The organism is Kitasatospora sp. NBC_01302 (genome assembly GCF_035976515.1).
Lineage (GTDB): Bacteria > Actinomycetota > Actinomycetes > Streptomycetales > Streptomycetaceae > Kitasatospora.
The window spans coordinates 709,534-733,694 of the sequence record NZ_CP108404.1; the positions used below are offsets into that span (position 1 = coordinate 709,534).

At 74.2% G+C, this 24,161-nt stretch carries 23 protein-coding genes and 1 tRNA gene; 11 read left to right on the forward strand and 13 right to left on the reverse strand.

The window, feature by feature from the left end; translation table 11 throughout:
- Positions 1-16: 16 nt before the first annotated feature.
- From OG294_RS03370 to OG294_RS03390, 5 genes are read left to right on the forward strand one after another with little or no spacing between them, the layout of a single operon-like run.
- Positions 17-1,198 carry a thiopeptide maturation pyridine synthase gene (locus tag OG294_RS03370; RefSeq protein ID WP_327064859.1) on the forward strand — a complete coding sequence of 394 codons (1,182 nt, stop codon included), beginning with the start codon at positions 17-19 and terminating at the stop codon, positions 1,196-1,198.
- Positions 1,195-2,538: a nitroreductase family protein gene (locus OG294_RS03375; protein ID WP_327064860.1), complete on the forward strand. Its 1,344-nt coding sequence runs from the start codon at positions 1,195-1,197 to the stop codon at positions 2,536-2,538. The genes OG294_RS03370 and OG294_RS03375 overlap by 4 nt, the downstream gene beginning before the upstream one ends.
- Positions 2,535-3,953, forward strand: coding sequence for a hypothetical protein (locus OG294_RS03380; protein ID WP_327064861.1), 1,419 nt, complete (start codon positions 2,535-2,537; stop codon positions 3,951-3,953). Before OG294_RS03375 ends, OG294_RS03380 begins: the two co-directional genes overlap by 4 nt.
- Positions 3,946-5,988, forward strand: a complete 2,043-nt coding sequence (locus OG294_RS03385) for a TOMM precursor leader peptide-binding protein (protein WP_327064862.1) — start codon at positions 3,946-3,948, stop codon at positions 5,986-5,988. The genes OG294_RS03380 and OG294_RS03385 overlap by 8 nt, the downstream gene beginning before the upstream one ends.
- Before the next feature lie 54 nt (positions 5,989-6,042).
- Positions 6,043-6,630 (forward strand): GNAT family N-acetyltransferase, encoded by a 588-nt coding sequence (locus OG294_RS03390; RefSeq protein ID WP_327064863.1) that lies wholly within the window; start codon positions 6,043-6,045, stop codon positions 6,628-6,630.
- A 16-nt stretch (positions 6,631-6,646) separates the two neighbouring features.
- Here OG294_RS03390 and OG294_RS03395 read toward each other — a convergent pair.
- Positions 6,647-6,735: transfer RNA gene (locus OG294_RS03395), tRNA-OTHER, on the reverse strand.
- A gap of 329 nt (positions 6,736-7,064) precedes the next feature.
- Between OG294_RS03395 and OG294_RS03400 the strand changes: the two genes are divergently transcribed.
- Positions 7,065-9,554 (forward strand): ATP-dependent Clp protease ATP-binding subunit, encoded by a 2,490-nt coding sequence (locus OG294_RS03400; RefSeq protein ID WP_327064864.1) that lies wholly within the window; start codon positions 7,065-7,067, stop codon positions 9,552-9,554.
- A complete protein-coding gene (locus OG294_RS03405; protein ID WP_327064865.1) occupies positions 9,551-10,912 on the forward strand; it encodes a protein kinase domain-containing protein in 1,362 nt (453 codons plus the stop codon). The genes OG294_RS03400 and OG294_RS03405 overlap by 4 nt, the downstream gene beginning before the upstream one ends.
- A 405-nt stretch (positions 10,913-11,317) precedes the next feature.
- Here the strand turns inward: OG294_RS03405 and OG294_RS03410 are convergent, their stop codons facing one another.
- The 9 genes from OG294_RS03410 to rpmB form a co-directional block, all read right to left on the reverse strand.
- Positions 11,318-11,869, reverse strand: a complete 552-nt coding sequence (locus tag OG294_RS03410) for a methyltransferase family protein (protein ID WP_327064866.1) — start codon at positions 11,867-11,869, stop codon at positions 11,318-11,320.
- A 169-nt stretch (positions 11,870-12,038) separates the two neighbouring features.
- Positions 12,039-12,803 carry a class I SAM-dependent methyltransferase gene (locus tag OG294_RS03415; protein ID WP_327064867.1) on the reverse strand — a complete coding sequence of 255 codons (765 nt, stop codon included), beginning with the start codon at positions 12,801-12,803 and terminating at the stop codon, positions 12,039-12,041.
- 122 nt (positions 12,804-12,925) lie between these two features.
- Positions 12,926-13,891 carry a metal ABC transporter solute-binding protein, Zn/Mn family gene (locus tag OG294_RS03420; RefSeq protein WP_327064868.1) on the reverse strand — a complete coding sequence of 322 codons (966 nt, stop codon included), beginning with the start codon at positions 13,889-13,891 and terminating at the stop codon, positions 12,926-12,928.
- Between the two features lie 261 nt (positions 13,892-14,152).
- Complete coding sequence (gene rpmF / locus OG294_RS03425) at positions 14,153-14,323, reverse strand: 50S ribosomal protein L32 (RefSeq protein ID WP_327064869.1); 171 nt, start codon at positions 14,321-14,323, stop codon at positions 14,153-14,155.
- Between the two features lie 30 nt (positions 14,324-14,353).
- Entirely contained in the window at positions 14,354-15,625 is a 1,272-nt protein-coding gene (locus tag OG294_RS03430; protein ID WP_327064870.1) for a GTP-binding protein, read from the reverse strand.
- Entirely contained in the window at positions 15,622-15,912 is a 291-nt protein-coding gene (gene rpsR, locus OG294_RS03435) for a 30S ribosomal protein S18 (protein WP_327064871.1), read from the reverse strand. Before rpsR ends, OG294_RS03430 begins: the two co-directional genes overlap by 4 nt.
- A gap of 102 nt (positions 15,913-16,014) precedes the next feature.
- Positions 16,015-17,202 (reverse strand): CobW family GTP-binding protein, encoded by a 1,188-nt coding sequence (locus tag OG294_RS03440; RefSeq protein WP_327064872.1) that lies wholly within the window; start codon positions 17,200-17,202, stop codon positions 16,015-16,017.
- 112 nt (positions 17,203-17,314) lie between these two features.
- Entirely contained in the window at positions 17,315-17,620 is a 306-nt protein-coding gene (gene rpsN, locus OG294_RS03445) for a 30S ribosomal protein S14 (protein WP_327064873.1), read from the reverse strand.
- On the reverse strand, positions 17,620-17,856 hold the full coding sequence (gene rpmB / locus OG294_RS03450) for a 50S ribosomal protein L28 (protein ID WP_327064874.1): 237 nt from the start codon (positions 17,854-17,856) through the stop codon (positions 17,620-17,622). Before rpmB ends, rpsN begins: the two co-directional genes overlap by 1 nt.
- A 151-nt stretch (positions 17,857-18,007) precedes the next feature.
- Here rpmB and rpmG point away from each other — a divergent pair, with 151 nt between their 5' ends.
- Positions 18,008-18,172, forward strand: a complete 165-nt coding sequence (gene rpmG, locus OG294_RS03455) for a 50S ribosomal protein L33 (RefSeq protein WP_327064875.1) — start codon at positions 18,008-18,010, stop codon at positions 18,170-18,172.
- Positions 18,173-18,204: 32 nt separating this feature from the next.
- Here rpmG and OG294_RS03460 read toward each other — a convergent pair whose 3' ends face one another.
- The 3 genes from OG294_RS03460 to OG294_RS03470 all read right to left on the reverse strand — a co-directional run bounded on the left by OG294_RS03460 (position 18,205) and on the right by OG294_RS03470 (position 20,909).
- Positions 18,205-18,603 (reverse strand): WhiB family transcriptional regulator, encoded by a 399-nt coding sequence (locus OG294_RS03460; protein WP_327064876.1) that lies wholly within the window; start codon positions 18,601-18,603, stop codon positions 18,205-18,207.
- A gap of 94 nt (positions 18,604-18,697) precedes the next feature.
- On the reverse strand, positions 18,698-19,285 hold the full coding sequence (locus tag OG294_RS03465) for a Rieske (2Fe-2S) protein (protein ID WP_327064877.1): 588 nt from the start codon (positions 19,283-19,285) through the stop codon (positions 18,698-18,700).
- A gap of 370 nt (positions 19,286-19,655) precedes the next feature.
- Positions 19,656-20,909 (reverse strand): hypothetical protein, encoded by a 1,254-nt coding sequence (locus OG294_RS03470; protein WP_327064878.1) that lies wholly within the window; start codon positions 20,907-20,909, stop codon positions 19,656-19,658.
- A 431-nt stretch (positions 20,910-21,340) separates the two neighbouring features.
- Here OG294_RS03470 and OG294_RS03475 point away from each other — a divergent pair, with 431 nt between their 5' ends.
- From OG294_RS03475 to OG294_RS03485, 3 genes are read left to right on the forward strand one after another with little or no spacing between them, the layout of a single operon-like run.
- The gene (locus OG294_RS03475; protein ID WP_327064879.1) at positions 21,341-22,045 is read left to right on the forward strand and encodes a ferric reductase-like transmembrane domain-containing protein; all 705 of its coding nucleotides are present in this window, start codon (positions 21,341-21,343) and stop codon (positions 22,043-22,045) included.
- Positions 22,042-23,880 (forward strand): FAD-dependent oxidoreductase, encoded by a 1,839-nt coding sequence (locus tag OG294_RS03480; RefSeq protein ID WP_327064880.1) that lies wholly within the window; start codon positions 22,042-22,044, stop codon positions 23,878-23,880. The genes OG294_RS03475 and OG294_RS03480 overlap by 4 nt, the downstream gene beginning before the upstream one ends.
- Positions 23,877-24,161 (forward strand): hypothetical protein, encoded by a 285-nt coding sequence (locus OG294_RS03485; protein WP_327064881.1) that lies wholly within the window; start codon positions 23,877-23,879, stop codon positions 24,159-24,161. The genes OG294_RS03480 and OG294_RS03485 overlap by 4 nt, the downstream gene beginning before the upstream one ends.

Consider the following 24,161-nt stretch of genomic DNA (forward strand, 5'->3'; position numbering starts at 1 on the left):
GAACGAGGGACTTGCCATGGCACAGACAGCACCGGCGGCCGAACCGCAGTGGCGCGCGGCCCACATCGCGTACTTCGGCGACGGCACCGACGAGTTGATCCTGCAGGCGGTGCGGCCGGTGATCGAGCGCTGCACCGGTCACGTCCAGTCGGTCTACGTGCTGCGGCACTGGCGCCGCGGGCCGCATCTGCGCCTGGTCGTCCAGGCCACCCCCGAGACCTTCGCCGCACTGGTGGAACCCGCCGTGGCCGAACTCGTCGGCGGCTGGCTGCGCGAGCACCCGTCCACCGCCCCCGCGCCCGACGAGGCCGCCCTGCTGCCGCTGCACCGCCGGCTCGCCGAGGTGGAGCGGGAACCCGGTCCGCTCACGCCGTTCCACCGCGACAACTCGATCAGCTGGGAGGAGCACGACCGCCGGGTCGAGGTGCTCGGCTGCCCGGTCGGCGCGGACGAACTCGCCCTGTTCTACGAGCGGACCAACGGGCTGCTCTTCGACCACCTGGCAGCCGTGGCGGGCGGCGTCCCGCGCGAGACGCTGGCGCTGCGGCTGATGCTCGCCACCGCGCACACGCTCTGCCGGCACCCGGAGGACGCCTCGATCCGGCGCGGCTTCGTCTCCTTCCGCTCGCACGCCGAGGGCTACCTGAGCACGGCCGGACCACAGGTCCGCGAGGCCTTCGAGCAGCGGTACGCGGCCAACCGCGAGGTGCTCACCGCGCAGGTCCGCGCCGTGGTCGCCGCCTTCGAGCCCGGCGCCGCCGATGCCCCGAGCGCGGCGCAGGGCGAGGCGGAGCGCCGCTGGGTCGCGGCGATCGACCCGTTGGGCGGGCGGTGGACCGCGCTGTACGAGGCCGGCGAGATCCCCGAGGCGCCGATCCCGGACGACGAGGAGAACGGCATCGGCGACCTGCTCGCGGCGAGCCCGCTGCACCAGGCGGTCGCCGGCAGCGCCACGTACAAGCAGATGATGTACCGGGATCCGCGCTTCCTGCGCTACCGCCTGATGCTCAACTACACCTACCTCCACCTCACCCGGCTCGGCGTCCCCGGCCTGACCCGCTACCTGCTCTGCCACCTCGCCGCGAACGCGGTGGAGGAGGTGTACGGCGTCAGCGCGCTCCAACTGGTGCTCGCCACCGCCGCGAACGACGCCACCGCGCCGGGCGTGGCCGCCGCCGCACCGCAGGCGCGCGGGTGAGGCCCGCCACCACGGCGGCTGCGGACCCCGCCGCCTACCCCCCGCTCGCCGGCACCGACACCGGCGGCACCGCCGCGCGCCGCTACCACGCCCGGTACGGCAGCGTGCTGCCCGCGATCGACCTCACGGCGAGCAACACCCCGCCCAAGCACCACCCCGGCGCCCGGGTCGTCCCGCTGCCCTTCCCGCCCGGCTCCCCGGCAGCACCTGCGAACGGGACCGATCCGGCCGCCCTCGACAGCCTCGGCACGCTCCTGGCCCTGCTGTGCGGCGTCACCCGGATCGACTGGACCGGTGCCGGGGTCGGCGGCGGACGGCCGGTGCCCTCCGGGGGCGGCGCCTACCCCGGCGAGGTCTACGCGGCCACCGCGTCCGGGCTCTGCCACTACCTGCCCGCCGCCCACGCCCTCGAACTCCTCTCCCCCGCCGACCTGCGGGCCGACGTCGTGCGCGCCCTGGGCCGGCCTCCGGTCCGGCGGCCGGAGCTGGTCCTGCTGATCACCACCCGGCAGGACGCCAACCTGGCCCGCTACGGGCCGTTCGGCCACCGGTTGCAGGCACTCGACACCGGCGTCCTCACCGGACAGGCACTCACCCTGCTGGCAGCGGCGGGCGCCGAACCGACCGCGCACGCGCTCTTCGCCGAGCAGGCGCTGGGCGGGCTGCTCGGCCTGGATCCCGGGGCAGAGCGCGTCCACGCGGTCGTCACCGCCGACCCGGTCGGCCCGCTCGCGCCCACCGCCGAGCTGCTGAACCGCCGTTCGGCCCGGGGCGGCTTCGAACCGGCCCCGGTTCCCCTGGCGCAGCTCGTCGAGCTCCTCGACCGGGCCACGGCCCCGTTCCCCCTCGACGGCCCCAACGCCCCTGACGGCCCCGGCTGCGAGCTGTACGTCGTGGGCGGCCGCGTCACCGGGCTGGCTCCCGGCTGCCACCGGCGCGATCCGCGCACCGGGGAGCTGGTCGCGCCGACCCCGGGCGCCACGCCCCGGGACCTCTTCCCGCCCGGCGGGCCGGGCGAGTTGGCCGGCTTCGAGGCCGCCTGCGCCCTGCTCGTGGTCGGCGACTACGAGCAGGGCTACCCCGAGCACGGCGACCGCTGGTACCGGATGCTCAACCTGCGCGCCGGCATCCTCGGCCAGCGGATCGGCCTGGCCGCCGCGCGGGTCGGCCTCGGCGCCGGGCTCCGCTGCGACTTCGTCACCACCGGGACCGACCGCCTGCTCGGACCGGCCCTGGCGACGCTCCCGGGCCGCACCACCCTCCTCACCGTCCTCATCGGGCCGGAGCGCGGCTCCGGCACACCCGCCCACCACCTCCTCGCCACCGGAGGCCACCGGTGATCTCACCGAACTCCGCCCCCCGCCTGCGCCCGGACGTGTTCCTGGTGCCGAGCGGCAGCGGCACCGCCTACGTGCGGTCCAGCCGGGGCACCGACCTGATCGCCACCCCCGGCATCGCCGGCTGGCTCGACCGGCTCGCCCCCTTCCTGGACGGCAGCCACACGGTGGCGCAGCTGCTCGACGGCCTCGACGACACCCGCCGCCCGCTGGTCCTCGGTGTGCTGCAACGCCTCGACGCCCACGGGCTGTTGGAGGACCTGGCCGATCCCGGTCCGGCCCGGCGCGCCGCGGCCCACCCGCGGCTGCGGGTGCTGCTCCTCGCCGCCGAGCCCGCCGCTCGCGCCCTGGACGGCGCGCTGCGGCTCACCGGCATCCGCACCACCACGCTGGTCACCGACCCCGCCGAGGCCCTGGCCGCCGCGACCACCGACCGTCACGACGCCCTGCTGCTGCTCACCGCGGGCGACGATCCGCTGCGCGTCGCCGAACTCGACGAGCACTGCCGCGAGCAGGGCCTCTGGTTCGGTGCCGCGGTGAGCGACGCGGAGGCCTGGTGGCTCGGCCCGGTCCTCGGCCCCGGGGCCGGGCGAGCCGAGGGCGGCTGGCTGGGCGGCTGGCTGCGCGTGCACGGCAGCACGCCCGACGGCCGCGCCCAGCACACCGGCGAGGGTGCCGAGGTGGTCGCGGCGCTGCTCGCCCACCACTTCCAACAGGCCGTCCTCGCCCAGGATCCGACCGCCGAGGGCGAGCGGCTCGTCCGCCTGGACCCGACCACCCTGACCACCACCCACCACCGCTACCGGCCCCACCCCGCGACCCGGCCCGCAGCACCGGAGAGCGAGGCGGCGTTCCTGGCCAAGATCGAAGCGCTGCGCGGCGGTCCGGCCGTCGACCCCGAGGAGTTCTCCCGGCGGGCCGCGCTCTGCATCGACCCGCGCAGCGGGCTGATCGCCGAGCTGGACGAGGGCGGGCTGCCGCAGTTCCCCCGCCACAGCTCCAGCGCCCTGGTCCGCGACCCGCTCACCGGCCGGGCCGGGCACCGCGTCCACGCCACCGGAACGGACTTCACCACGGCCCGCCTGCGAACGGCACGACGCGCCCTCGCGCACTACGCCCACCTCGCCGCCGATCCACGGCGGTCCGTCCCGACGCCCGACGGCCCGGCCGAGTGGGCCTGGTCCCCGGAGCAGCGGACGGCCCGGCTGGTGCCGGTGTCCGCCGTCCACGGGCGCGGCCGGCGCGCGGTGCGCGGCCTCGGCTCCGGCGCCACCTTCGACGAGGCGGTGGCCGCGGCCCGCCGCAGCCTGCCCGCGTCGGCCCGCGCCCGCAGCGTCCTGATCGTCCCGCTCGACCACGACCCGGCCGCCACCGAGGTCCTGCCCTATCTCGTGAAGGCCGTGCACTGCGATGACTGAGACACTCCTGCCGAGCGGCACCCGGCTGCGGCACGACGGCGGCCTGCTCGGCCAGGCCCTGGCCCGGCGGCTCGGCGAAGCACCACAGCTGCAGCCGCAGCCGCAGCCCGACGTCCTGCTGCTGGCGGCCGACACTCCCGACGGCGGATCAGACCTGCTCGCCGCAGCCGGTACGGATGCCGGAGCGACCCGGCTGCCGGTGGTCGCCGAGCTCGACCGCGTGGTCATCGGCCCGCTGGTCCGGCCCGGCGTCCCGGGCTGCGACCACTGCCTCACCGCCCGCCGTGCCGGGGCGCGGGCGGACGCGGCCGAGGACGCCGCGCTGCGCGCGACCCACGGCGCCCGGCTCACCGGCAGCGCCTCGCCGCTGCTCACCCCGCTCGCCGCCGACCTCGCCGCCGCCCTGACGCTGCACCGGCTCGGCGCCGAGATCACCGCCGAGCCCAGCACCGGCACCGGGACCAGCACCGGCACCAGCACCGGGCCCGGCACCGGGCAGCCGGCCGGACGCGTCGTCACCGTGCTCCGCCTGGCCGACCTGCAGGTCACCCGCCACACCTTCCTGCCCGATCCGCACTGCCCGCACTGCGGCACCCTGCCCGAGGACTCGCGGGCCGACGCCGTGATCCCCCGCGTCGCGCGCCCCAAGCCGGACCCCGCCGTCCTGCGGGTGCGCGACCTGCGCACCGAGACAGCCGACCTCGAAGCCCGGTTCGCCGACGACGAGACCGGCGTCATCAAGGGCCTGCAGACCCGCGGCCTGCACACGCTGCCCTTCGCCGAGGCCAAGGTCGGCCCGCCGGAGTCGGTCGACGGCGGCTACGGGCGCGCCCTCGACTTCCGCACCGCCAAGGTGACCGCGATCGCCGAGGCCCTGGAGCGGCTGGGCGGTGGCCGCCCGGGCGGCCACCGCACCGCGGTGCGGGCGAGCCACCGCGAGCTGGCCGCGCAGGACCCGGCCGGCGTCCTGGACCCGGCGAGCGTGGGCGGCCACGAGCCGCACCGCTACCGGCAGCCCGGCTTCCCGTTCCAGCCGTACCACCCCGAGCTGGTGATGCCCTGGGTCTGGGGCTACTCGCTCACCCGCGAGCGGCCGGTGCTGGTCCCCGAGAGCCTGGCCTACTACCGCCTGGGCCGGCACACCCCGGGGACCCGGCCCTTCGTCTCCGAGATCTCCAACGGCTGCGCGCTCGGCGGCTGCATCGAGGAGGCCGCCCTGTACGGCCTGCTGGAACTCGCCGAGCGCGACGCCTTCCTGCTCACCTGGTACGCCCGACTGCCAGCCCCCGCCCTCGACCTGCACAGCGCACGCGACCGCCGGATCGGCCTGCTCGCCGACCGCATCCACGCGCGCACCGGCTACCGCGTCGAAGTCTTCGACGTGACCGGCGCCGAGGGAATCCCCAGCTTCTGGGCCGCGGCCGTGGACACCTCCCCCGCCACCGCCACGGCCCACCGCCCCCGCGTGCTCTGTGCCGGCGGCTCCGGGCTCGACCCGGAACGCGGCGTCTTCGGCGCGCTGCACGAACTGGTCACCGCCATCGAGGCCTACCAGCTCATCTACCCGCAGCGCCACGCGGACGCGGCCCGGATGCGCGAGGACGCGGAACAGGTCCGGCTGATGGACGACCACGCGCTCCTCCACTGCGACCCGATCGCCGCCCGCCGCCTCGACTTCCTCCTCGCCCCCGGCGGCCAACCACCCCAGGAGCGCCGGGACCTGGGCGATCTCGCCGACCGCTACGCCTGGCCCCGCCACCCCGACCTGCGCGCCGACCTCGACGAACTCGTCGCCCGCTTCGCCGCGACCGGCCTCGAAGCGATCGTCGTCGACCAGACCACCCCGGTGCACGCCGCCGCCGGGCTCTCCTGCGTCAAGACCCTGGTCCCCGGCCTGCTGCCGATGACCTTCGGCCACCACCTGCGCCGCATCACCGGCCTGGACCGCGTCCGCACCGCCCCCCACACCCTCGGCCACACCGCCCGCCCGCTCACCCCGGAGGAGGTCAACCCGCACCCCCACCCGTTCCCCTGAGGCGCGGCGAAATCCGGTTGCGAAGGCCGTACGGCCCGGTGCGAGGATCCACGGATGACCTACACCATCAAGACCGTGCGACGCGAGGACTGGCGCAAGGTCAAGGAGTTCCGGCTCACCGCGCTGCGTGACCCGATCGCGCGCCTCGCCTTCCTGGAGACGCTGGAGCAGGCCACCGCCCGGACCGACGAGGCCTGGCAGGACCGCGCGCAGGCCTCCGCCGAGGGCACGACGCTACGTCAGTTCGTGGCGGAGGCCCCGGACGGCGGCTGGTTGGGCACGCTCATGGCCCGCGTCGAACTGCCCGGCGACGAAACGGCCTTCGGCGAGCTCCCGAAGGTGCCGCAGACCCACGTCATCGGCGTCTTCGTCCAGCCCGCCCGGCGCGGCACCGGCGTCGCCGAGCAGTTGTTCCGCGCCGCCCTGGCCTGGTCCTGGTCACTGGCCGAGCCGCGCATCGAACGGGTCCGCCTCCACGTCCACGAGGACAACCTCCGCGCCCAGTCCTTCTACCGCAAGGTCGGCTTCGAGCACACCGGCATCACGGTCCTCGTCCCCGGCGACACCCCGTTCCACGAGATCGAACTCGCGATCCCGAGAAGCCGGGGCGAGGTGGCCGGCCAACTGCTGGAGCGGGCCTGAGCAGATCCCGCCGGGGCGGAGAAGGCAGGATTCGAACCTGCGTGGGCTTGCGCCCGACCGGGACCAGAGTCCCGGCCCCCGATCAACCACTCCGGGCACCTCTCCCCGGGACCGACCCGCTTCGGCTGCCTTGCTCTCCGTGGCCCGTCCCTGTGTCACCAACCATGGCCCACCTCCCTGACGCGAGGCTGACCTCCCCCTGACGGCCGCGGCGCCCGGGCCGGGCGCCGCGGTGAGTCTCGTCTCCGTCGACCAGGCGTGGAGCGCCGCGAGGTTCCGCCGCCTGGAGCACATCGGCCGCTGATCGCGGGGCGTCAGAAGCGGGGCGTCAGGAGCGGGGAGCGAGAAGCTGGCAAACGATCTACCCCCGCGACCGGAGCTTGCCTACAGTGGAGCAGGGAACGCGCACAGGCAACCAGGGGGGAGCAGCGGCCGTGACCGACTACGCCGACAGCGCCGTGCTGGCGCTGGCCGTGGCACGGCAGGAGGCGCGGGCGGGCGGCGCCGCCCAGGTGGGGCCGGACCACCTGCTGCTGGGGCTGGCCGTCCTGTCCCGCTCCGACCTCACGGAGCTGCTCGACCGGCAGAGGCTGGCCCCCGAAGCACGGAAGGCGCTGGCGCTCGACCTGCTGCTGACGCAGCGGCACTTCCTGCTCGCCGGCGTGGATCCGCGCCGGTTCCGCCGCCGGCTGCGTGCCCTGCTGGGCCTCGGCGAGCGGGTCGCCGGCCCCGCAGCGGCCACGCCGCGCCGCACGCCGGCGGCACGGGCGGTCTTCACTCGCGCGGCCGAACTCGCCGACGGCGCCGAACCGGCCGGGAGCGCGGGCGTCACCGCGGTGCACCTGCTGCAGGCGGTCCTGGAGCGGACCAGCTCGGCCACCCGTGCGCTGTTCGCGGAGTTCGGCGTCGAGGACCCGCTCGCGGCGCTCTTCCCGCAGGCTCCGGAGGCTCCCGAGGGCAAGGAGCAGCCGCCCGCCTCCCGGGCCGAGGCCCCCGCCCGCGGTGCGAAGGGTGCCGTCGGAGCGAAGAACGCCGCCGCAGCGAGGAACGAGGCCGCCCGCCCGACACCGCTGCTGGACAAGTTCGGCCGCGACCTGACCGCGCTCGCGCTGGCCGGAGAGCTGCCGGAGCTCATCGGCCGCGAGGAGCAGCTCCGCACGATGGCGCGGACCCTGATCCGCCGGCACAAGCCCAACTGCGTCCTGGTCGGCGAGGCCGGAGTCGGCAAGACCAGCCTCGTGGAGGAGCTCGCCCGGTGGCTGTCCTCCCCCGAGGCACCGGCCGGCCTGGCCGGGGTGCGGGTGGTGGAGCTCCCGATGGCGGCGCTGGTCGCGGGCACCAAGTACCGGGGCGAGTTCGAGGAACGCCTGCAGGGTGTCCTGGCGGAGGCCTGCGGCACCGAGGTGGTCCTCTTCGTCGACGAGGTCCACACGGTGCTCGGCGCCGGGGGCCACGGCGCCAGCGACGCGGCCAACATCCTCAAACCCGCGCTGGCCCGCGGCGACCTGCGCTGCATCGGCGCGACGACTCCGGCCGAGTACCGGCGGAGCATCGAGACCGACCCGGCCCTGCAGCGCCGTTTCGAGGTGGTCTGGCTGGAGGAGCCCACCCGCTCGGAGGCGATCGCCATCGTGCGCGGGGCCGCGCGCTCGCTCGCCGGCCATCACGGCGTCACCATCGATCCGGCGGCCGTGACGGCCGCCGTCGACCTCACCATCCGGTACCTGCCCGAGCAGCGCCTGCCCGACAAGGCGATCGACGTGCTGGACCAGGCCTGTGCCGCGGTGCGGATCCGGACGCAGCCCCCCGAGGCCTCCGCCGACCGGTCTGCTGGCCACTCCGCCTCTGACGGTGCGTCACGGGTGGGCCCCGCCCAGGTGAGCGCGGTGGTCGCCCGGCGGGCGAAGCTGCCCCTGGAGCAGGTCGGCGCCGACGAGGCGCAGCGGCTGCTCCGGATGGAGGAGCTGCTGCGCGCCCGGGTCATCGGCCAGGAGGCCGCCGTGGCCGCCGTCGCTGCCGCGGTGCGCACCGCCCGCAGCGGGCTCGCCGATCCGCGGCGCCCGCTCGGTGTGTTCCTCTTCGCCGGTCCCACCGGCACGGGCAAGACCGAACTGGCCAAGGCCCTGGCGGAGTTCCTGTTCGGGACCGAGCGGCGGCTGATCCGCATCGACATGTCCGAGTACAAGGACCGGTACACGGTCTCCCGGCTGCTCGGCGCGCCGCCCGGCTACATCGGCCACGACCGCGACGGCCAGCTGAGCGGCCCGCTGCGCGACCACCCGCACAGCGTGGTGCTGTTCGACGAGGTGGAGAAGGCGCACCCGGAGGTCCTCGACCTGTTCCTGCAGATCTTCGACGAGGGCACCCTCACCGACTCCCATGGGCGCCGGGTGCCGTTCAACGACGCCGTCGTCATCCTCACCTCCAATCTCGGCGCCGCGCCCCGCGAACCCGACCGGCGCACCCTCGGCTTCGCCCCTGCGGCGGCGCCCCCGCGGGATCCGGCGGCGCACGAGCGGGTGATGGCGGCGCTGCGCGAGCGGCTGCGGCCCGAACTGCTGGGCCGCATCCGGCAGGTCGTCGTCTTCGAGCCGCTCGACGACGCGGCGACGGGCCGGATCTTCGACAAGATCATCGGCCAGGTGCAGGCCCGGCTCACCGACCGGGCCCTCACGCTGGAGCTCTCCCCCGCCGCCCGCGAGCTGCTGCTGCGCCGTGGCCGCGAGGTCGGCCGAGCGGGCGCACGCGGTCTCGAACAGGCCGTCGACCGGCTGCTGGTCCAGCCACTGGGCCGCATGCTGCTGGCCGACGAGCGGCTCGCCCGGGGAGCGACCGTCCGGGTCGGGACGGCGGGCGAGGCGCTGACCTTCACCGTCGCACCCGCGGCGGCGATCGGAACGGACGAGGAGAGGGCCGCCCGATGACCCGACCGGCCAGCGTGACGCTCACCGTGATCCAAGGGCCGCTGGAGCCTGCCGAGTTCGTCTTCGACGAGCGCACCACCTGCGTGATCGGCCGGTCCCGCGACTGCCACCCCAAGCTGCCGGGCGACACCGACCACCAGACCGTCTCCCGCCACCACTGCCTGCTGGACATCAACCCGCCCGACGCCTGCGTGCGGGACTTCGGCAGCCGCAACGGCACCTTCCTGAACGACCGCAAGATCGGGCAGCGCGAGCAGGGCCAGACGCCGGAGGAGGGCGCCGCCACCGCGTTCCCCGAGCACGTGCTCGGGGACGGCGACGAGATCAGGATCGGCAACACGGTCTTCCGGGTGACCATCACGGCCGAGCAGGGCAGCCCGTCGGTGCTGCGCTGCGTCAAGTGCGGCCGCGAGGACAGCGCGGAGCTCAACGCCCGCGCGGGCGACCACCTCTGCGCGAGCTGCCGCACCGATCCGCAGGCCGCGGCGGAGCTGCTGCTCGACCTCGCGCGCTCGTCGGACCCCGCGCTCGCGGGGATCACCGGCTACACCCTGCTGCGGGAGCTCGGCCGCGGCGGGATGGGCGCCGTCTACCTGGCGCGCCAGCAGGTCACCGGCCGCGAGGTGGCACTGAAGGTGATGCTGCCGAAGGTCGCCACCAACCAGGTCGCCCGGGGCCGCTTCCTGCGCGAGGTGGTCATCACCCAGGAGCTGCGGCACCCCAACATCGCCACCCTGCACGACGCGGGCTTCGCCGGCGGGACGTTCTACCTCACCACCGAGTACTGCCCGGACGGCAGCCTGGACCAGCTGGTGGCCCGCCGCGGCGGCCGGCTGCCCGTCGACGAGGCGGTCCGGCTGTTCGCCGCGGCGCTGGAGGGTCTGGCCCACGCGCACGAGCGCTCCGTCGTCCACCGTGACCTGAGCCCGTCCAACATCCTGCTGCACCGGGCGGCCGACGGCGCCCTGACCCCGAAGATCAGCGACTTCGGCATCGCCAAGGCCTTCGACCTGGCCGGCCTCAGCGGGCTGACCCTCACCGGCGCCACCGCCGGCAAACCCAGCTTCGTCCCGCGCCTGCAGGTCGTCGACTTCCGCGAGGCCACCCCCGCCATGGACCTGTGGTCCATGGCGGCCAGCCTCTACTGGACGCTGACCGGCCTGGTCCCGCGCGACTTCCCGCCGAAGCAGGACCCCTGGCTGGCCGTGCTGCAGTCCCCCGCGGTGCCGATCCGCGAGCGGACGCCGCAGCTGCCCGGCCCGCTCGCCGAGGTGATCGACCACGCGCTCGCCGAGCAGCCCGGGAGCGGCTTCCGGCACGCCGCCGACCTGCGCCGCGCACTGCTCGCCGCGGTGTGATCCGCGCAGCTCGTCGACGGACCGCCCGGACGACCGACGGACCGACGGACCGGCCGACCGGCCGACCGGCCGACAAGCCTGAACGGTGAGCGGGTAGCCGTCGTCCTCGCGGGTGGCTCCGGCGGCGGGCGAAGACCGCCTCGCTGGGGCGAGCGTCTCGCGCGCGGCGTCGTGGGGAGAGAACCCGCGCAGTGCGGACTCCATGAAGGGAAGGTCCCGCAGCCAGCGGATTGCCCCCGGCGAAACGGCCGAGTTCCTCCTCCCGGCCGATGAACGCCCGCTCCCGGCTCCGGTTACAGCGTGTTCCGATCGGGGGAGGACGCGGTGCGGCGCTCCTCGGCAGCGCCGGGTCGGCGGCGGCGGGGTCGGCCGAAGTCACCACTGCACATATCGCAGGCGATCATGTCAGAGGATGAACGGGATCAGCATCCTGGTCGACCGCTTGTACTCCGGGTAGGCGTCAGGGAAACGCTCCGTCAGGTAGCGCTCCTCCATCACGGCGCTGTAGACGAAGTACCCGCCGAGCAGCGCGGCCGGCACCAGCCAGTACAGGCTGATCGCGATCGCCGTACCGATCAGGGCGAGGAGGACCCCGGAGTAGATGGGATGACGGATGGTCCGGTAGGGACCGGTGGTCACCAGCTCCGGTTCGGCCTTGTGCGTCATGGGCATCCCCCAGTTGCGGCCGATGTGCACCCTGGCCCACACGGCGAGCGCCAGCCCCAGCAGGAACACGACCAGGCCGACGCCCGCCAGCCACGGATCGCGGTCGACTCCCAGACCGCGCAGCGCGCGGGTGCGCAGCAGGACGGCGGCGAGGAGCAGGACCAGCAGGCGGACGGCCGCCCCGCGGCGCCACCCGCCACCGGCCCCCCGCTTCACACCGAAGGACGCCAGCAGCCAGTAGAGCCAGAACGCGGCCCAGCCGATCAGGATGACCGCGCCGACGACCTTCATGAGCTCTGCTCCCGACTGCTCGGACGCTCCCCCTCCAGCGTAGGCGCTGGAGGGCGCACCGGAGCCCGTCGGATCGTCGAGCCATCCAGCCGTCCGAACGTCAGGCCTTCCAGCCGTCCGAACGTCAGGCCGTCCGGCTGCTCGTGCCACGCCCCGCAGGCGCCACGCGTCAGCGCACCGCCACCAGGACGCAGCTGTCGCCGCACTGCCACACCGGGCCGACCTCCCGGAACCCGGCCTCGCGCAGCAGTTCCTCGTGCTCCCGCGCCGAGAGACCGTTGCCGTCGCCGCTCGCGGGGGCCGGCCGCAGCTCGCGGGCCGCCAGCAGCTCGGCGAACTCGGGCACCAGGCGCACCTCGGCCCACCAGCGTCCCCAGTCCTCACCGCCGCCGGTGCCCTGGCGCTGCGCGCGGGCGCGGCCGACGGCGGCGGTGAGGCGGGCCAGAGCCGGGTCGGCGGGCGCGAGGTGGTCGCCGTTGACCAGCACGCCGCCCGGCCGGAGCACGGCGGCCAGCTCGCGGTAGATCTCGCGCAGCCGCTCCGGCGCCGGGTAGTGCAGAGCTGTGGTGGAGACGACCGCGTCCACCGGCCCGTCCAGCTCCAGCTCCAGTTCGGCCAGCCAGCCGTCCTCGCCGATCAGCACCTCGACGTAGCGGGCGGCGTCCGGCGCGTGGCTGCGGCCGAGCTCCAGCAGCAGCGGATCGACGTCCACCGCGAGGATCCGTGCCTGCGGCAGCCGGGCGGCGATCCGCCGTGCGAGCGAGCCGGGGCCGCTGCCGAGGTCCACGACCAGCGGTGCCTGCTGTCCCCCGGTCACCGACTCGACCACGTCGGCGATCACCGTGAAGCGCTCCTCGCGGTCCACCGCGTACCGCTCCTGCTGGCGCTCCCAGCGCCGTACCCAGGTGTCCGCCAGTGCCGTTCCCACAGCCATGCACCACTCCTCAAGTCGCCGGACCCGATTCTTCCGGCTCCCCATCGTAGCGGCCACATGGAAACGACAACCGTTTTGAATAGCAGCCCGCCGGGCGTCCCGTCATCCCGTCGGGCAGGCCCTCACTTGCCGGTCGCCTGCTTCAGCGCGTCCTCGATGCCCTGCAACTCCTTGACCTGCCAGTCCTGGAAGGTGGCACTGGCCGGCGCGAGGGTCTCGGTGACCTGGGCCACCGGGATGCCCTGCGCCTTGGCCGCGCTGACCTGGGCCATCACGTCGGGGTCGGAGTTCTGGGTGTTGAAGACGTAGATCTTGATCTGCTTGCCGGCGATCTGCTGGTCGATGGTCGACTTGTCGGCGGCGGTCGGGTCGGTGCCCTCGCTCTCCGCGTCCAGGAAGCTCTCCGGGGTGAGCATCTTCAGGCCCACGCTCTCGGCCAGCGGCGTCACGATCGACTCCGAGGCTCCGATCGGCGTGCCCGCGTACTTCGCCCTGATGTCCGACTCCAGCTGGTTGTACGGCGCCAGCGTCTGCATCAGGAAGGTCTGCTTCTGGGCGTCGAAGGAGGCCGCGTCGGCCGGGTCTATCTTCTTGTAGTCGGCGGTGATCCGGTCGATCACCTTGTCCACGCTGTCGTGCGAGTACCACTGGTGCGGGTTGTCGCCCTCCTTCAGCCCCACCAGGTCGCCGACCTTCAGCGCGGTGCGGCTCGGCGCCGGGTTGGCCGCCAGCAGCTTGTCCGACCAGGCGTCGTAGCCGATGCCGTTGGTGATCACGTAGTCCGCGCCCGCGATCGTCCGGCCGTCGGCCGCGGTCGGCTCGTAGGAGTGCGGGTCGGTGTCCGGGTTGGTGATGATGCTCGTCACCTTCACGTGGGCGCCGCCGAGTTGGGCGGCGATGCTGCCCCAGAAGTTCTCCGCGGCCACCACCTGGATCACCTTGGAGCCGGCCGCCGAGCCGGCCGCGCCGGTCTTCGTCGTCGAGGCGGTGGAGCAGGCACTGGTGAGCGCGAGTGCGGCGACGGCCGCCGTGCTCAGCACGAGGCGGGCGGGGCGCCTGCGGACGGTGCGGGGAAGGACGGAGCGCATGGTGCGGGTACTCCTCTGAGAGCTGCGGAGCCCTGTGACAGGGCTCCGCCTCGGTTGGACGGGCAGCACGTTAGTCGGAAATGATTTTCAAAACCACCCCGATCGTCGCCGAGATGAAAATCATTGCCGAATCTTGACCCGGCCTCGCGGCACGCCTGACCAGGCGTCAGTCCCGGGGAACGCCAGTGCCGCCGGGTGCCCCGCACGACTGCGGGGCACCCGGCGGCACTGTTCGGGTACGGGGGGCTCGGGCGCGGGGACCTACGGGGCCGGCGTCAGCAGGCCGCGTTCGTAGGCGCGGACCAGGTTGCGCGGCACCAGGTGCTCGCGGCCCTCGACGGTGATCGGGACCAGCTGGGGCGCGCTCGCCTTCCACTGGGCGCGGCGGTGCCGGGTGTTGCTGCGTGAGGTCTTGCGCTTGGGTACGGCCATGGCGGGGCTCTCCTGCTGTTCGGTGCGGGACTATGCGTGGGCGTGCGTGTGGGTGTGGGTGTGGAGGTCGTCCTGGAGCGCGGACTCGTCCCACTCCGGGAAGGGGTCGGCGAAGGCCGTCCAGCCGCCCGGGCCGGCTGCCTGCTCGGCGTCGTCGAGCAGGCAGCCGGTGAGCGCGGCGCGCAGTTCGGCCTCGCGCAGGCCGGTACCGATGAAGACCAGTTCCTGACCGTTCTGCACGTCCTGCCGGCCGACGCCGGTCAGGAGCGAGGCGTCGGTCGGAGCGAACGGCCACAGGACGTCGACCGGCACCGGAGCAGCGGTCAGGGCGGCGCGCAGGCCCGCGGGCTCGAAGCGGGCGACCGAACCGGCCTGCGACCACAGCCCGGTGACGGCCGGCCGGGAGGCGAGCCAGAAGAAGCCCTTCGAGCGCAGCACCGTGCCGAACTCCCCCGCGTCGAGCCGCCTGCTCACCAACTCCCAGAGCCGGCCCGGGTGGAAGGGCCGTTCGGCGCGGAAGACCAGGCTGCTGATGCCGTACTCCTCGGTCTCCGGCACGTGGTCGCCGTTGAGTTCGGCCACCCAGCCGGGGGCCTGCTGGGCCTTGGTCAGGTCGAAGAGCCAGGTGCCCAGCAGTTCGGCGGGCGCGACCCGGCCGCCGGTCGCCCGCACGATCCGGGCGGCGGGGTTGAGGCGGCCGAGCGCGGCGGCCAGGCGGTCCGCCTCCGCGGCGGTGACCAGGTCGGTCTTGTTGAGGACCAGGACGTCGGCGAACTCCACCTGGTCCATCAGCAGGTCGCTGACCGTGCGTTCGTCGTCCTGGTACTGGTCGAGCCCGCGGGCCGCCAGCTCGTCCCCACCGCGCAGCTCGGGCAGGAAGTTGGCCGCGTCCACCACCGTGACCATGGTGTCCAGCCGGGCGAGGTCGCCGAGCGTGGCACCGTCGTCGCGGGCGAACGCGAAGGTGGCCGCGACCGGCATCGGCTCGGAGATGCCGCTGGACTCGATCAGCAGGTAGTCGAAGCGGCCTTCGCGGGCGAGGCGGTCGACCTCCTCCAACAGGTCGTCGCGCAGCGTGCAGCAGATGCAGCCGTTGGTCATCTCGACCAGCCGCTCCTCGGTCCGGGAGAGCGCTCCGCCGCCCTCGCGGACCAGGGCCGCGTCGATGTTGACCTCGCTCATGTCATTGACGATCACCGCGACCCGCAGCCCGTCCCGGTTGTTCAGCAGGTGGTTGAGCAACGTGGTCTTGCCGGCGCCGAGGAACCCGGAGAGCACCGTGACCGGGAGCCGCCCGCTCACCGGCCCGCCTTCGCGGCGGACGTGGCGCCGGAGACGTAGGGCAGCAAGGCCATCTCGCGGGCGTTCTTGATCGCCCGGGCCATCGCGCGCTGCTGCTGGACGGTGAGCCTGGTGACCCGGCGGCTCCTGATCTTGCCTCGGTCGGAGATGAACTTCCGCAGGAGGTTGGTGTCCTTGTAGTCGATGTACGTGATCCGTGCCTCGTGATGGGGGCGCCCCCGGCCGAAGGCTGGGGGAGGGTTGGGGCGCGGCTTGCGGTCCCGGCGGGCCGCGGCGATCTTGGTCATGGCGTCCTTCTGTCCTTGCTGTCCTTCGTCGCTCGACGTCGCTCGGCATCGCTCGACGACGTTCAGCGTCGTTCGGTCGTTCGGTGGAGTCGGCGGGGCTGGTCAGGCGACCGGGGCGAGGAGCTCCTCGAAAGCGTCCGGCAGCGACCTCCAGCTCGACTCGCCGCCCGCGAGCTCCGCGTCGGTGAGCAGGCAGGAGTCGAGCAGCCCGGTGATCCCGTCCGCGTCCAGTCCCTCGGCGGTGAAGATGAGTTGCTGCACCCGGTCGCCGTGCTCGGCGTCCCAGTCGAGCGCCGCGGCGGCCCGGCGGGAGGGCGGGTAGAGCTCCCAGACCGCGTCCGGCAGGGTGGCCAGCCAGGGGCCGCACTCCTCCACCGCCAGGCTGGCCCCCGCCGCGTCCCAGGCCAGCATCAGCTCGGGGCGGTTGGCCAGCCAGAAGCGCCCCCGGCTGCGCTGGGCGGCCGGAATTAGCTCGTCGAGCGCCTCGTACAGCCGCCCGGGGTGCAGCGGCCGGCGCCGCTCCCAGACCAGCGTGGCCACGCCCGCCTCGTCGGCGCACTGCGGCAGCAGCGCCAGCGACGGGTTGACGCGGTCCCGGGCGGCCGCCACGTCGAAGCCCGCGAGCACCGCGCCCGCGAGCGCTCCAGAGCCGAGGCGCACGAGGCGGGCGGTCGGGTGGAGCTGGCGCAGCATCGCCAGTCCGGCCTGCACCTCGGCGCTGCCGGCCGCCTCCTGGGCGGGTGCGACGGCGAGCACGCCCGCGTACTCGATCTGGTGGGAGAGGGCCTCGGCCAGGGTCCGCTCGTCCTCGGCGCAGGTGTGCAGGCCGTGCTCCAGGAGCTGGTCGGCGACCGACAGTTGCGGGACGATCCGCAGCGGATCCACGGCGGTCACCACCGCGACCACCTCCACCGCCTCGTGCATGCAGCGGTCGCCGACCTCACCGCCCGCCATCACCTCCACCAGCGGATGCGGGTCGCTGCCGCCCCAGAGCTCCACCACGGCGAACCGGTGGCGGCCCGCGTCCGCGATCCGCAGCAGCTCGGGCAGCAGGTCCTCGCGCAGGGCGCAGCACGGGCAGTCGTTGGTGAGCGGCACGTGGGTCTCGTTCAGCGAGCCCGCGGCGTCGCGGACCCGGCGGTGCACGCGGCCGTGCGCGGCCGAGGCCAGGTCGTGGTGCAGGACGACAGCGCCCTCGCGGCTTTCGAGCAGTTCCAGGACCGCCTGGCGGCGCGCGGCCTCGTGCAGGCCGCCGACCACCACCACGGGCAACAGACCGGATTCGGGCACCGGTTCTTCCCTCCTCGGGATCGGGTGTTCAGCAGGTTCGGGGCCGCGCCCCGGGTCGCGCGGACCGGGAGAGCCAACGCGGCGACGCGGGACGCGGCCGGCTTCGTGGGCGCTACCAGCTGGCCTTGCGGACACCGGGCAGGAACCCGGCATGCGCCTGCTGACGCACCCCGATCCGGGAGAGCCCGAAGGCGCGCAGGTAGCCGCGCGGGCGGCCGTCGACCGCGTCGCGGTTGCGCACCCGGGTGGGGCTGGCGTCGCGGGGCTGGCGCTGCAGCTCGTCCAAGGCGGCCCGGCGCTCCTCCGGCGAGGTGGCGGGGCCGGCGATCACGCGCTTGAGCTCGGCGCGGCGCTCGGCGTACCGGGCGACGACGGCCCGGCGCTGGTCGTTCCTGGCGATCTTGCTGCGCTTGGCCATCAGACCCGCCCGCCCCGGGCGCGCACGACGGCGACGGCCTTCTCGATGCCGAGCCTGTCGACGGTCTTGATGCCCTTGGCGCTGAGCGTCAGGCGCACGAAGCGGCCCTCGCTCGGCAGCCAGTAGCGCTTGGACTGGATGTTCGGGTCGAAGCGGCGCTTGGTGCGGCGGTGCGAGTGCGAGATCGCGTTGCCGAAGCCGGGCTTGCGACCGGTCAGTTGGCAGTGTGCGGACATGGTGACTCCGAGCAGCGTGAGGAGAACGGCGGCAGCGGGGAATGCCGTGGCTGCCGCCGGCGTTGACCTGACACTACCCTAGATGAAAACGAAAACCATTACGCTATGATGGGCTCCACACCGACCCACCACGCCCTGGAAGGGACACCGCATGGCCCGCAACGAACTGCGCCCGATCATCAAGCTCCGCTCGACCGAGGGCACCGGCTACACCTACGTCACCCGCAAGAACCGCCGCAACGACCCCGACCGGCTCGTCCTGCGCAAGTACGACCCCGTCGCCCGCAAGCACACCCTCTTCCGCGAAGAGCGCTGATTCCCCTCCCCTGCCCACGCTGCGTCAGCTCGTCAGATCGTCGGGGCGGTCGACGTGGCCGGCGCGGCCGACGCGGCCGACGCCTCCGCGCGGCGCTCCGGCTCGGTCAGGCCGGCCCAGATCGCCTCGCCCGCCAGGACCGGGTTGGCGAGCGCCCAGCGCAGGCACTCGGCGCGGGTGGTGGGCCGGCACGCCCAGCACAGGCGCTTGGCGGTGGCGGTCCGGGCGAGGGCGTCCGCGCCCTTGGGCCAGAAGACGTCGGGGTTGACGTCGCGGCGCCGGCACGGCTCGTCGCCGCGCAACCGCGGGTAGGCGACGTCGGGGCGGGCGGCGAGGAACCTGGGCAGGAGGGCGGTGGCCACGCGGGCGGCGGGGCGGCGGCGCCGGAGGAGGCGGGCGGCGGTGCCGTCCACGGGGCGAGGGGTCGTCACGGGTCTGCCTTCCAGGGGGATACGGGGCGGGAGTTGAGCACGGCGGGGGGAACCGACCGGCGCAGTGGGGTGCGCCGGTCGGTCGCTGTGGGGGTCAGGCGCCGGCGACCAGCGTGCCGTTCTGCACCTTGACCGGGACCGGGGCCAGCGCGGAGGTCGCCGGGCCCTTGGCCACCGAGCCGTCCTCGGCCCTGAACTGACTGCCGTGGCACGGGCAGATGATCACCCCGTCGGCCACCTGGGAGACGGTGCACCCGCGGTGCGTGCAGACCGCACTGAAGCCCTTGTACTGGCCCGCCGTCGACTGCGTGACGACCACCTTGGCGGCGGCGAAGACGGTGCCGCCGCCGACCGGGACGTCGGCGGCCTTGCCCAGCACGGTGCCCGCGCCCGAGCCGGAGCCCGCATCGGCGCTCGAGCTGGAGCCGGCGCCCGGGCCGGCGCCGGAGGCCATTCCCGAGCCCGGGTCGGCACCCGTTCCCGCGCCCGAGGTCATCGTCCCGGCGGAGGCGGCCGACGAGCCGGAGGCCGTCGATCCGGAGGAGGAGCACCCGGCCAGCGCCAGCGCGGCCGCACCACCCGCTCCGCACAGCACGACACGGCGGGTGGTGACCAGGGGCTGGGCGCCCGGGGACTGCGGGGAGCTCTCGGCGATCGCAGCGGTCTCGATGTCATCGGGCATAACGGTCCACTCTCTGTTGGAAGTTGTCGATCAGAAGGGCCGCAGTGGGAACGCGGCACGAGGAGGGGCTCCGCCGGCCGGGTAGCGACGAGCGTAGGCCGCGGTCGGGTGGTCGGGCCAGCGGTCTCAAGCGATTTTCGGTTCCGCTAAGGGTTGGTTCATGGTCTGCTGACTCCGCCGCCTGGACCGCCCTAGTGCCGGGTCAGGCAGCCTTTGCCCGTCAAGGAGCGGCGTCCGGTGCGTGCTGTCGGCGTGCCGGCCGGAAGTCCTCGTACTGGACGTACTTGGGCTTTCGGCCGGTGCGGCGAGAGGGCGTGCCGGGCGTCGCGACGGGGCGAAGGTTGCCTGACCCGGCACTAGGAAACCCGCACTACTGTCCCTTCGGTGGCGAACCGGCCTGCGGGCAGCCCAGATTGGTGAGCGAGGCGGCCAGCCGCTGGCTGAGGAAGTCGAACAGGCTCTGACCCGCCTGCGGCGAGGCGGCGGTGGCGGTGAACGGCCGGTCCAACGCGATGCGCCTGGCCCCCACGGTGGCGATGGCGGCGCAGTAGGCCCTCGGGTCCCCGTTGGCGCCCGCGCCGAGCTGCGGTTGGTCCACTCCGGCCCGGTAGAGGTTGGTCTTGCTGCGGCTCTGCCTGCCGTTCTCCAGCACCATGGGGTCGTTCAGCGGCACCACCGCGACCGGGGCGGCCTGGTCCTTGGCCGCCTGCAGCTCGTTGAGGGCCAGCGCGGTGACACTGCTGCCGGGGTCGGCCAGGTCGGGGGCCGTCCAGGGGGTGCAACCGAGCGCCGGGTCCTCGAAGTTGTCCAGCAGCAGGTTGTCGCTGCCGTTCAGCAGCGCGGTGGTGTTGCCCATGGTCCGGGTGCGGCCGAGCCGGGCGGCGTTCCGCTTGGTCTTCTGGGCGGTCCGCCCCTGCGGGGTGGCCAGGTACTCGGCGGTGACGTTGTCGCTCTGGTCCTGGTCGACCAGGCCGAAGTCCCGGGTGGTGAGGCAGGGTTGGCCGTCCTTGCCGGTGCCGAGCGGCGGTACGGTGAGCTTCCCGGCCTGCTCGGCGGTGTTGGCGGCGGTGAAGAAGGCCGGCGCGTTGCAGTAGGCGAACTGGCCGAAGGGCTGGCCGCCCGGCGCCCCGCCAATGCAACTCCCGTCGCCCGTCCGACCGTTCAGCGAGAGCACATCGCCGTTGAAGCCGAACCAGATGCCGACCACCGCGTTCTGCGGCAGCGCGGGTCGGACGGGTGCGATCGCCGGTGGCGTTCCCTGGTCGACGACCAGCGGGTCGTAGACGGAGACCGCGCCGGTGGCCGGGTCGAGCACGGTGGCCTGGACGAAGGCCGACTGGTTGGCGTTCGTCTCCTGACAGGGGCCCTTGGCCGGGTCGGTGGCGGCCAACACGTAAGGGGTAGCCAGACCTTGGGCGGTGAGCGGGTCGGCCGGCACCGTCAGGGTGCAGTTCGGGTCCGGCTGGGCCGGCGGTGCGGGCGGGGTCGGCGGCGCGGTCGCGGCGAACGAGACGCCCAGCACGGCGACGCCGGCGCTGAGCACACCACCGAGGCCGAGACTGAGTGCGAGCACCCGGCGGCCACGACCGCGGGCCCGGTGGTGCCGACGTGAACTCTGTTCCATACGTACTCTCCTGGAAAGGGCAGCGCCAGGCCTGGCGGCCCTGGCCGAGCGACGGGGATGCAGTGATCGTAGGAGCGCGCACGGGCCGGAACAGCCTCCGCGCAGCGCCCTAAGGAGCGCCTAAGGTTGCGCTCACCCGGCCCGACCGAGCCGCCCGGGCCCGAGTCAGCGCAACCTTAGGGATTGATTAGCGGCTCTTGCACACGCCGATCGGGCCCCGGGAGCGCCCCTACGATCAGCGCTGTCGGCCCTCCCCCGCCCGGGAGGGCCGGCTTCCTCCCCCCCTCCCCGGCCCTCGCGCCACTGCGGCAAGAGACCACCCCTCGCAAGAACCACGGAGTCAGGAGCCCATGACCCTGCTTTCCGACGCAGTGCCCCCCGTCGACGCCGGCACTCCGTCAGACCGCGTCCGGATCCGCGTCCGCCCGCCCGTGCCGGCGGTTGTCGCGGCTGTCGTGGCGGCGGTCCTCGCCCTGGCGCTGGTCCTGCTCCTGGCCCAGCCGGCCTCGGCCACCGCACCCATCCCCGGCTCCCCGCTGGACGCCTACGACAAGGGGATCGTGTACGACGTGGGCGTGCACAAGATCGCCCGGCTCGCCGCGATGATCGCGTACACCTTGATGGTGGCCACGATGGTGCTGGGCGTGGTGCTCCGCATGCGGTACTTCCAGCGGCAGGTCAACCGCAGGACGGTGTACGGCGCCCACATGACGCTCGCCCTCTCCACCCTGACCTTCGGTGCGCTGCACGGCCTGACCTTCGCCTACCAGCCGGTCTGGGACCTGCGACTCGCCAACCTGCTGGTGCCGTTCACCGGCGGCCTGCAACGGCTGCCGGTCGGCTTCGGGATCCTCGGCACCGAACTCGCCGTCGCGGTGGGCTGCTCGGTGTGGCTGCAGCAACGGCTCGGCTACCGACGATGGCTGAGGTTCCATCAGTTCGCCTATCCGGCCTTCGCGTTGATCTGGCTGCACATCATCACCGTGCACCCCGAGCCGCGGCACCTCAACCTCGTCGCGCTCGGGATCGCGGCCGGCGCCCTGGGCTGCCTGCTCGCCTTCCTCATCCGCGCGCTCCCCTCTCCCTCCCGGCTGCGCCAGGGCAGCTTCACCAACAGCGTGGACGGCATCCGATGACGACGATTCCGGGCGCCTGGTCGAACCAGGCCTGGTGGCCGCAGGACCAACAGCCGGCGCAGGAGTGGTGGACGCCACCGCAGTTCGCACGGCCGACGGTGTGGCCACCGCAGGCGCCGGCGGCCGACTGGCAGGCGCCCGCCCAACTGCTGCCGCCCGCCCAGCCACCGGCCGCGCACGAGGCCTGGCTCCAGCCGACCGCCGAGGCCTGGGCCCCGCCCGCGGCCCTCCCCGGGCCGCCGGTCATCGGCGAGCACCCACCGGCACCGCCCACCGGGCAGCCGACCGCCGAGCCGCCCACAACCGAGGAGCTGCCGCTGCCGGTCGACCGGCTCGTCCCCGAGTCCCGGCCGGTGAAGGTCAGCGTCGACAACAACCGCTGCCACATCTACGGCATCTGCCAGCAGGAGGCCCCCGAGGTCTTCCGCATCTCCGAGGGCGGCTCCCTGCACTACACGGGCGCCGTCCCGGCCCGGCTCGCCGCCCGGGCCCGCCAGGCGGTGCGCTGCTGCCCGATGCAGGCCATCGCGATCAGCGACGCAGCCCCGCCCGGCGCCCGGCGCCGCCGCACCCCGGCGGCGGAGCGGCCGGCGGAATACCGGCGCATCGTGGTCGCCGGCGGCGGCCTGGCCGGGCTGAGCGCGGCCGGCCGGTTGCGCGAACGGGGTTATGACGGCGAACTCGTGCTGATCGGCGAGGAGTTGCGCCGCCCGTACAGTCGTCCCCCGCTGTCCAAGCAGTTCCTGGCCGGCGAGTTGGGCGCCGAGGACCTCACCTTCCGGGCCGACGACACGCTCGACGCCCACTGGCTGCTGGGCACCCAGCTGCTCGGCCTGGACACGGAGAGCAGGTCCGTGGAGCTGCGCGGCGGTGAACGGCTGCCCTACGACGGCCTGGTGGTCGCGACCGGGGTCGACGCCAGGCGGCTGCCCAGCACGCCGGTGGTCAGCGACCGGGTCCGCACGGTGCGCACCCTGGCGGACGCCGCGGCGATCCAGCAGGCCCTGCAGCAGGCCCGGGCGCACCACGTGGTGATCCTGGGCGGCGGCTTCGTCGGCTGCGAACTGGCCTGCACCGCGCGGGATCTCGGCATGGAGGTCACCCTCGTCGTGCACAGCGCGCCGCTGCTGCGGCGGGTGCTGGGCAGCAAGCTGGGCGAGGTGGTGGGCCGGATCCAGGCCCGGGCCGGGGTGGACGTGCGGCTCGGCACCCGGATCAGCCACTGGCGCGACACCGGCACCGGGCTGCGCCTGCAGCTGGACGACGGCGAGCTGCTGGAGGCGGACTTCGTGGTCCTGGGGCTGGGCAGTGTGCCGCGCACCGAGTGGCTGCGCGGCAGCACACTGGACACGGCCGACGGCGTACTGTGCGACACCACCTGCCACGCGCTGGACGTGGCGGGCCGCCCGGTGCCGGGCGTCGTGGCGGCAGGCGACGTGGCCCGCTGGCCCAACGCACGCTTCGACGCCACACCGCGGCGGGTGGAGCACCTGATCCACGCGGTCGAGATGGGCCAGCACGCCGCCGACGCGCTGCTCGCGGGCCCCGAGCAGGCAGCGCGCTTCACCCCCGTCCCGCGGTTCTGGTCGGAGCAGCACGGCACCCGGCTGCAGGCGGTCGGCATGCCGGCGCTGGGCGAGCGGATGGAGGTGGTCGAGGGATCGCTGCGCACGGAGAGCTTCGTGGCGACCTACCACCGGGACACCGCGACCGGCAGCCAGCTGGTGGCCGCCGTGGCCTTCGACCGGCCGCGTCAACTACTCGACTACCGCGACGCCATCGGCCGGATCGGGCCGATGCCGCGCACCCTGACCTCAAGGAGGAGGCGCCGTTGAGCCGCCGTGCCGCACCCCGTCGCCGCCGGGCCGCCACTCGCACCCGTGGCGGCGAACTGCACCGACTGCTCAGCCTGCCCGCGCGCCGCAATGTGCGCTGGCCGGTCATCGTCGGCCTGGTGATGGCCTCCGGCGGCCTCTACGCCCAGGTCCTGCTGACCGCGACGCCGATGCCGCCGAGCAAGGCACCGGCGCCCGCGACCGCCGGAGGCACCGGCACCGCGGTCCGCACCGTCGGCACCGCCACCCGCGCCACCGACGTCAGAACCGACCGGCCCTGA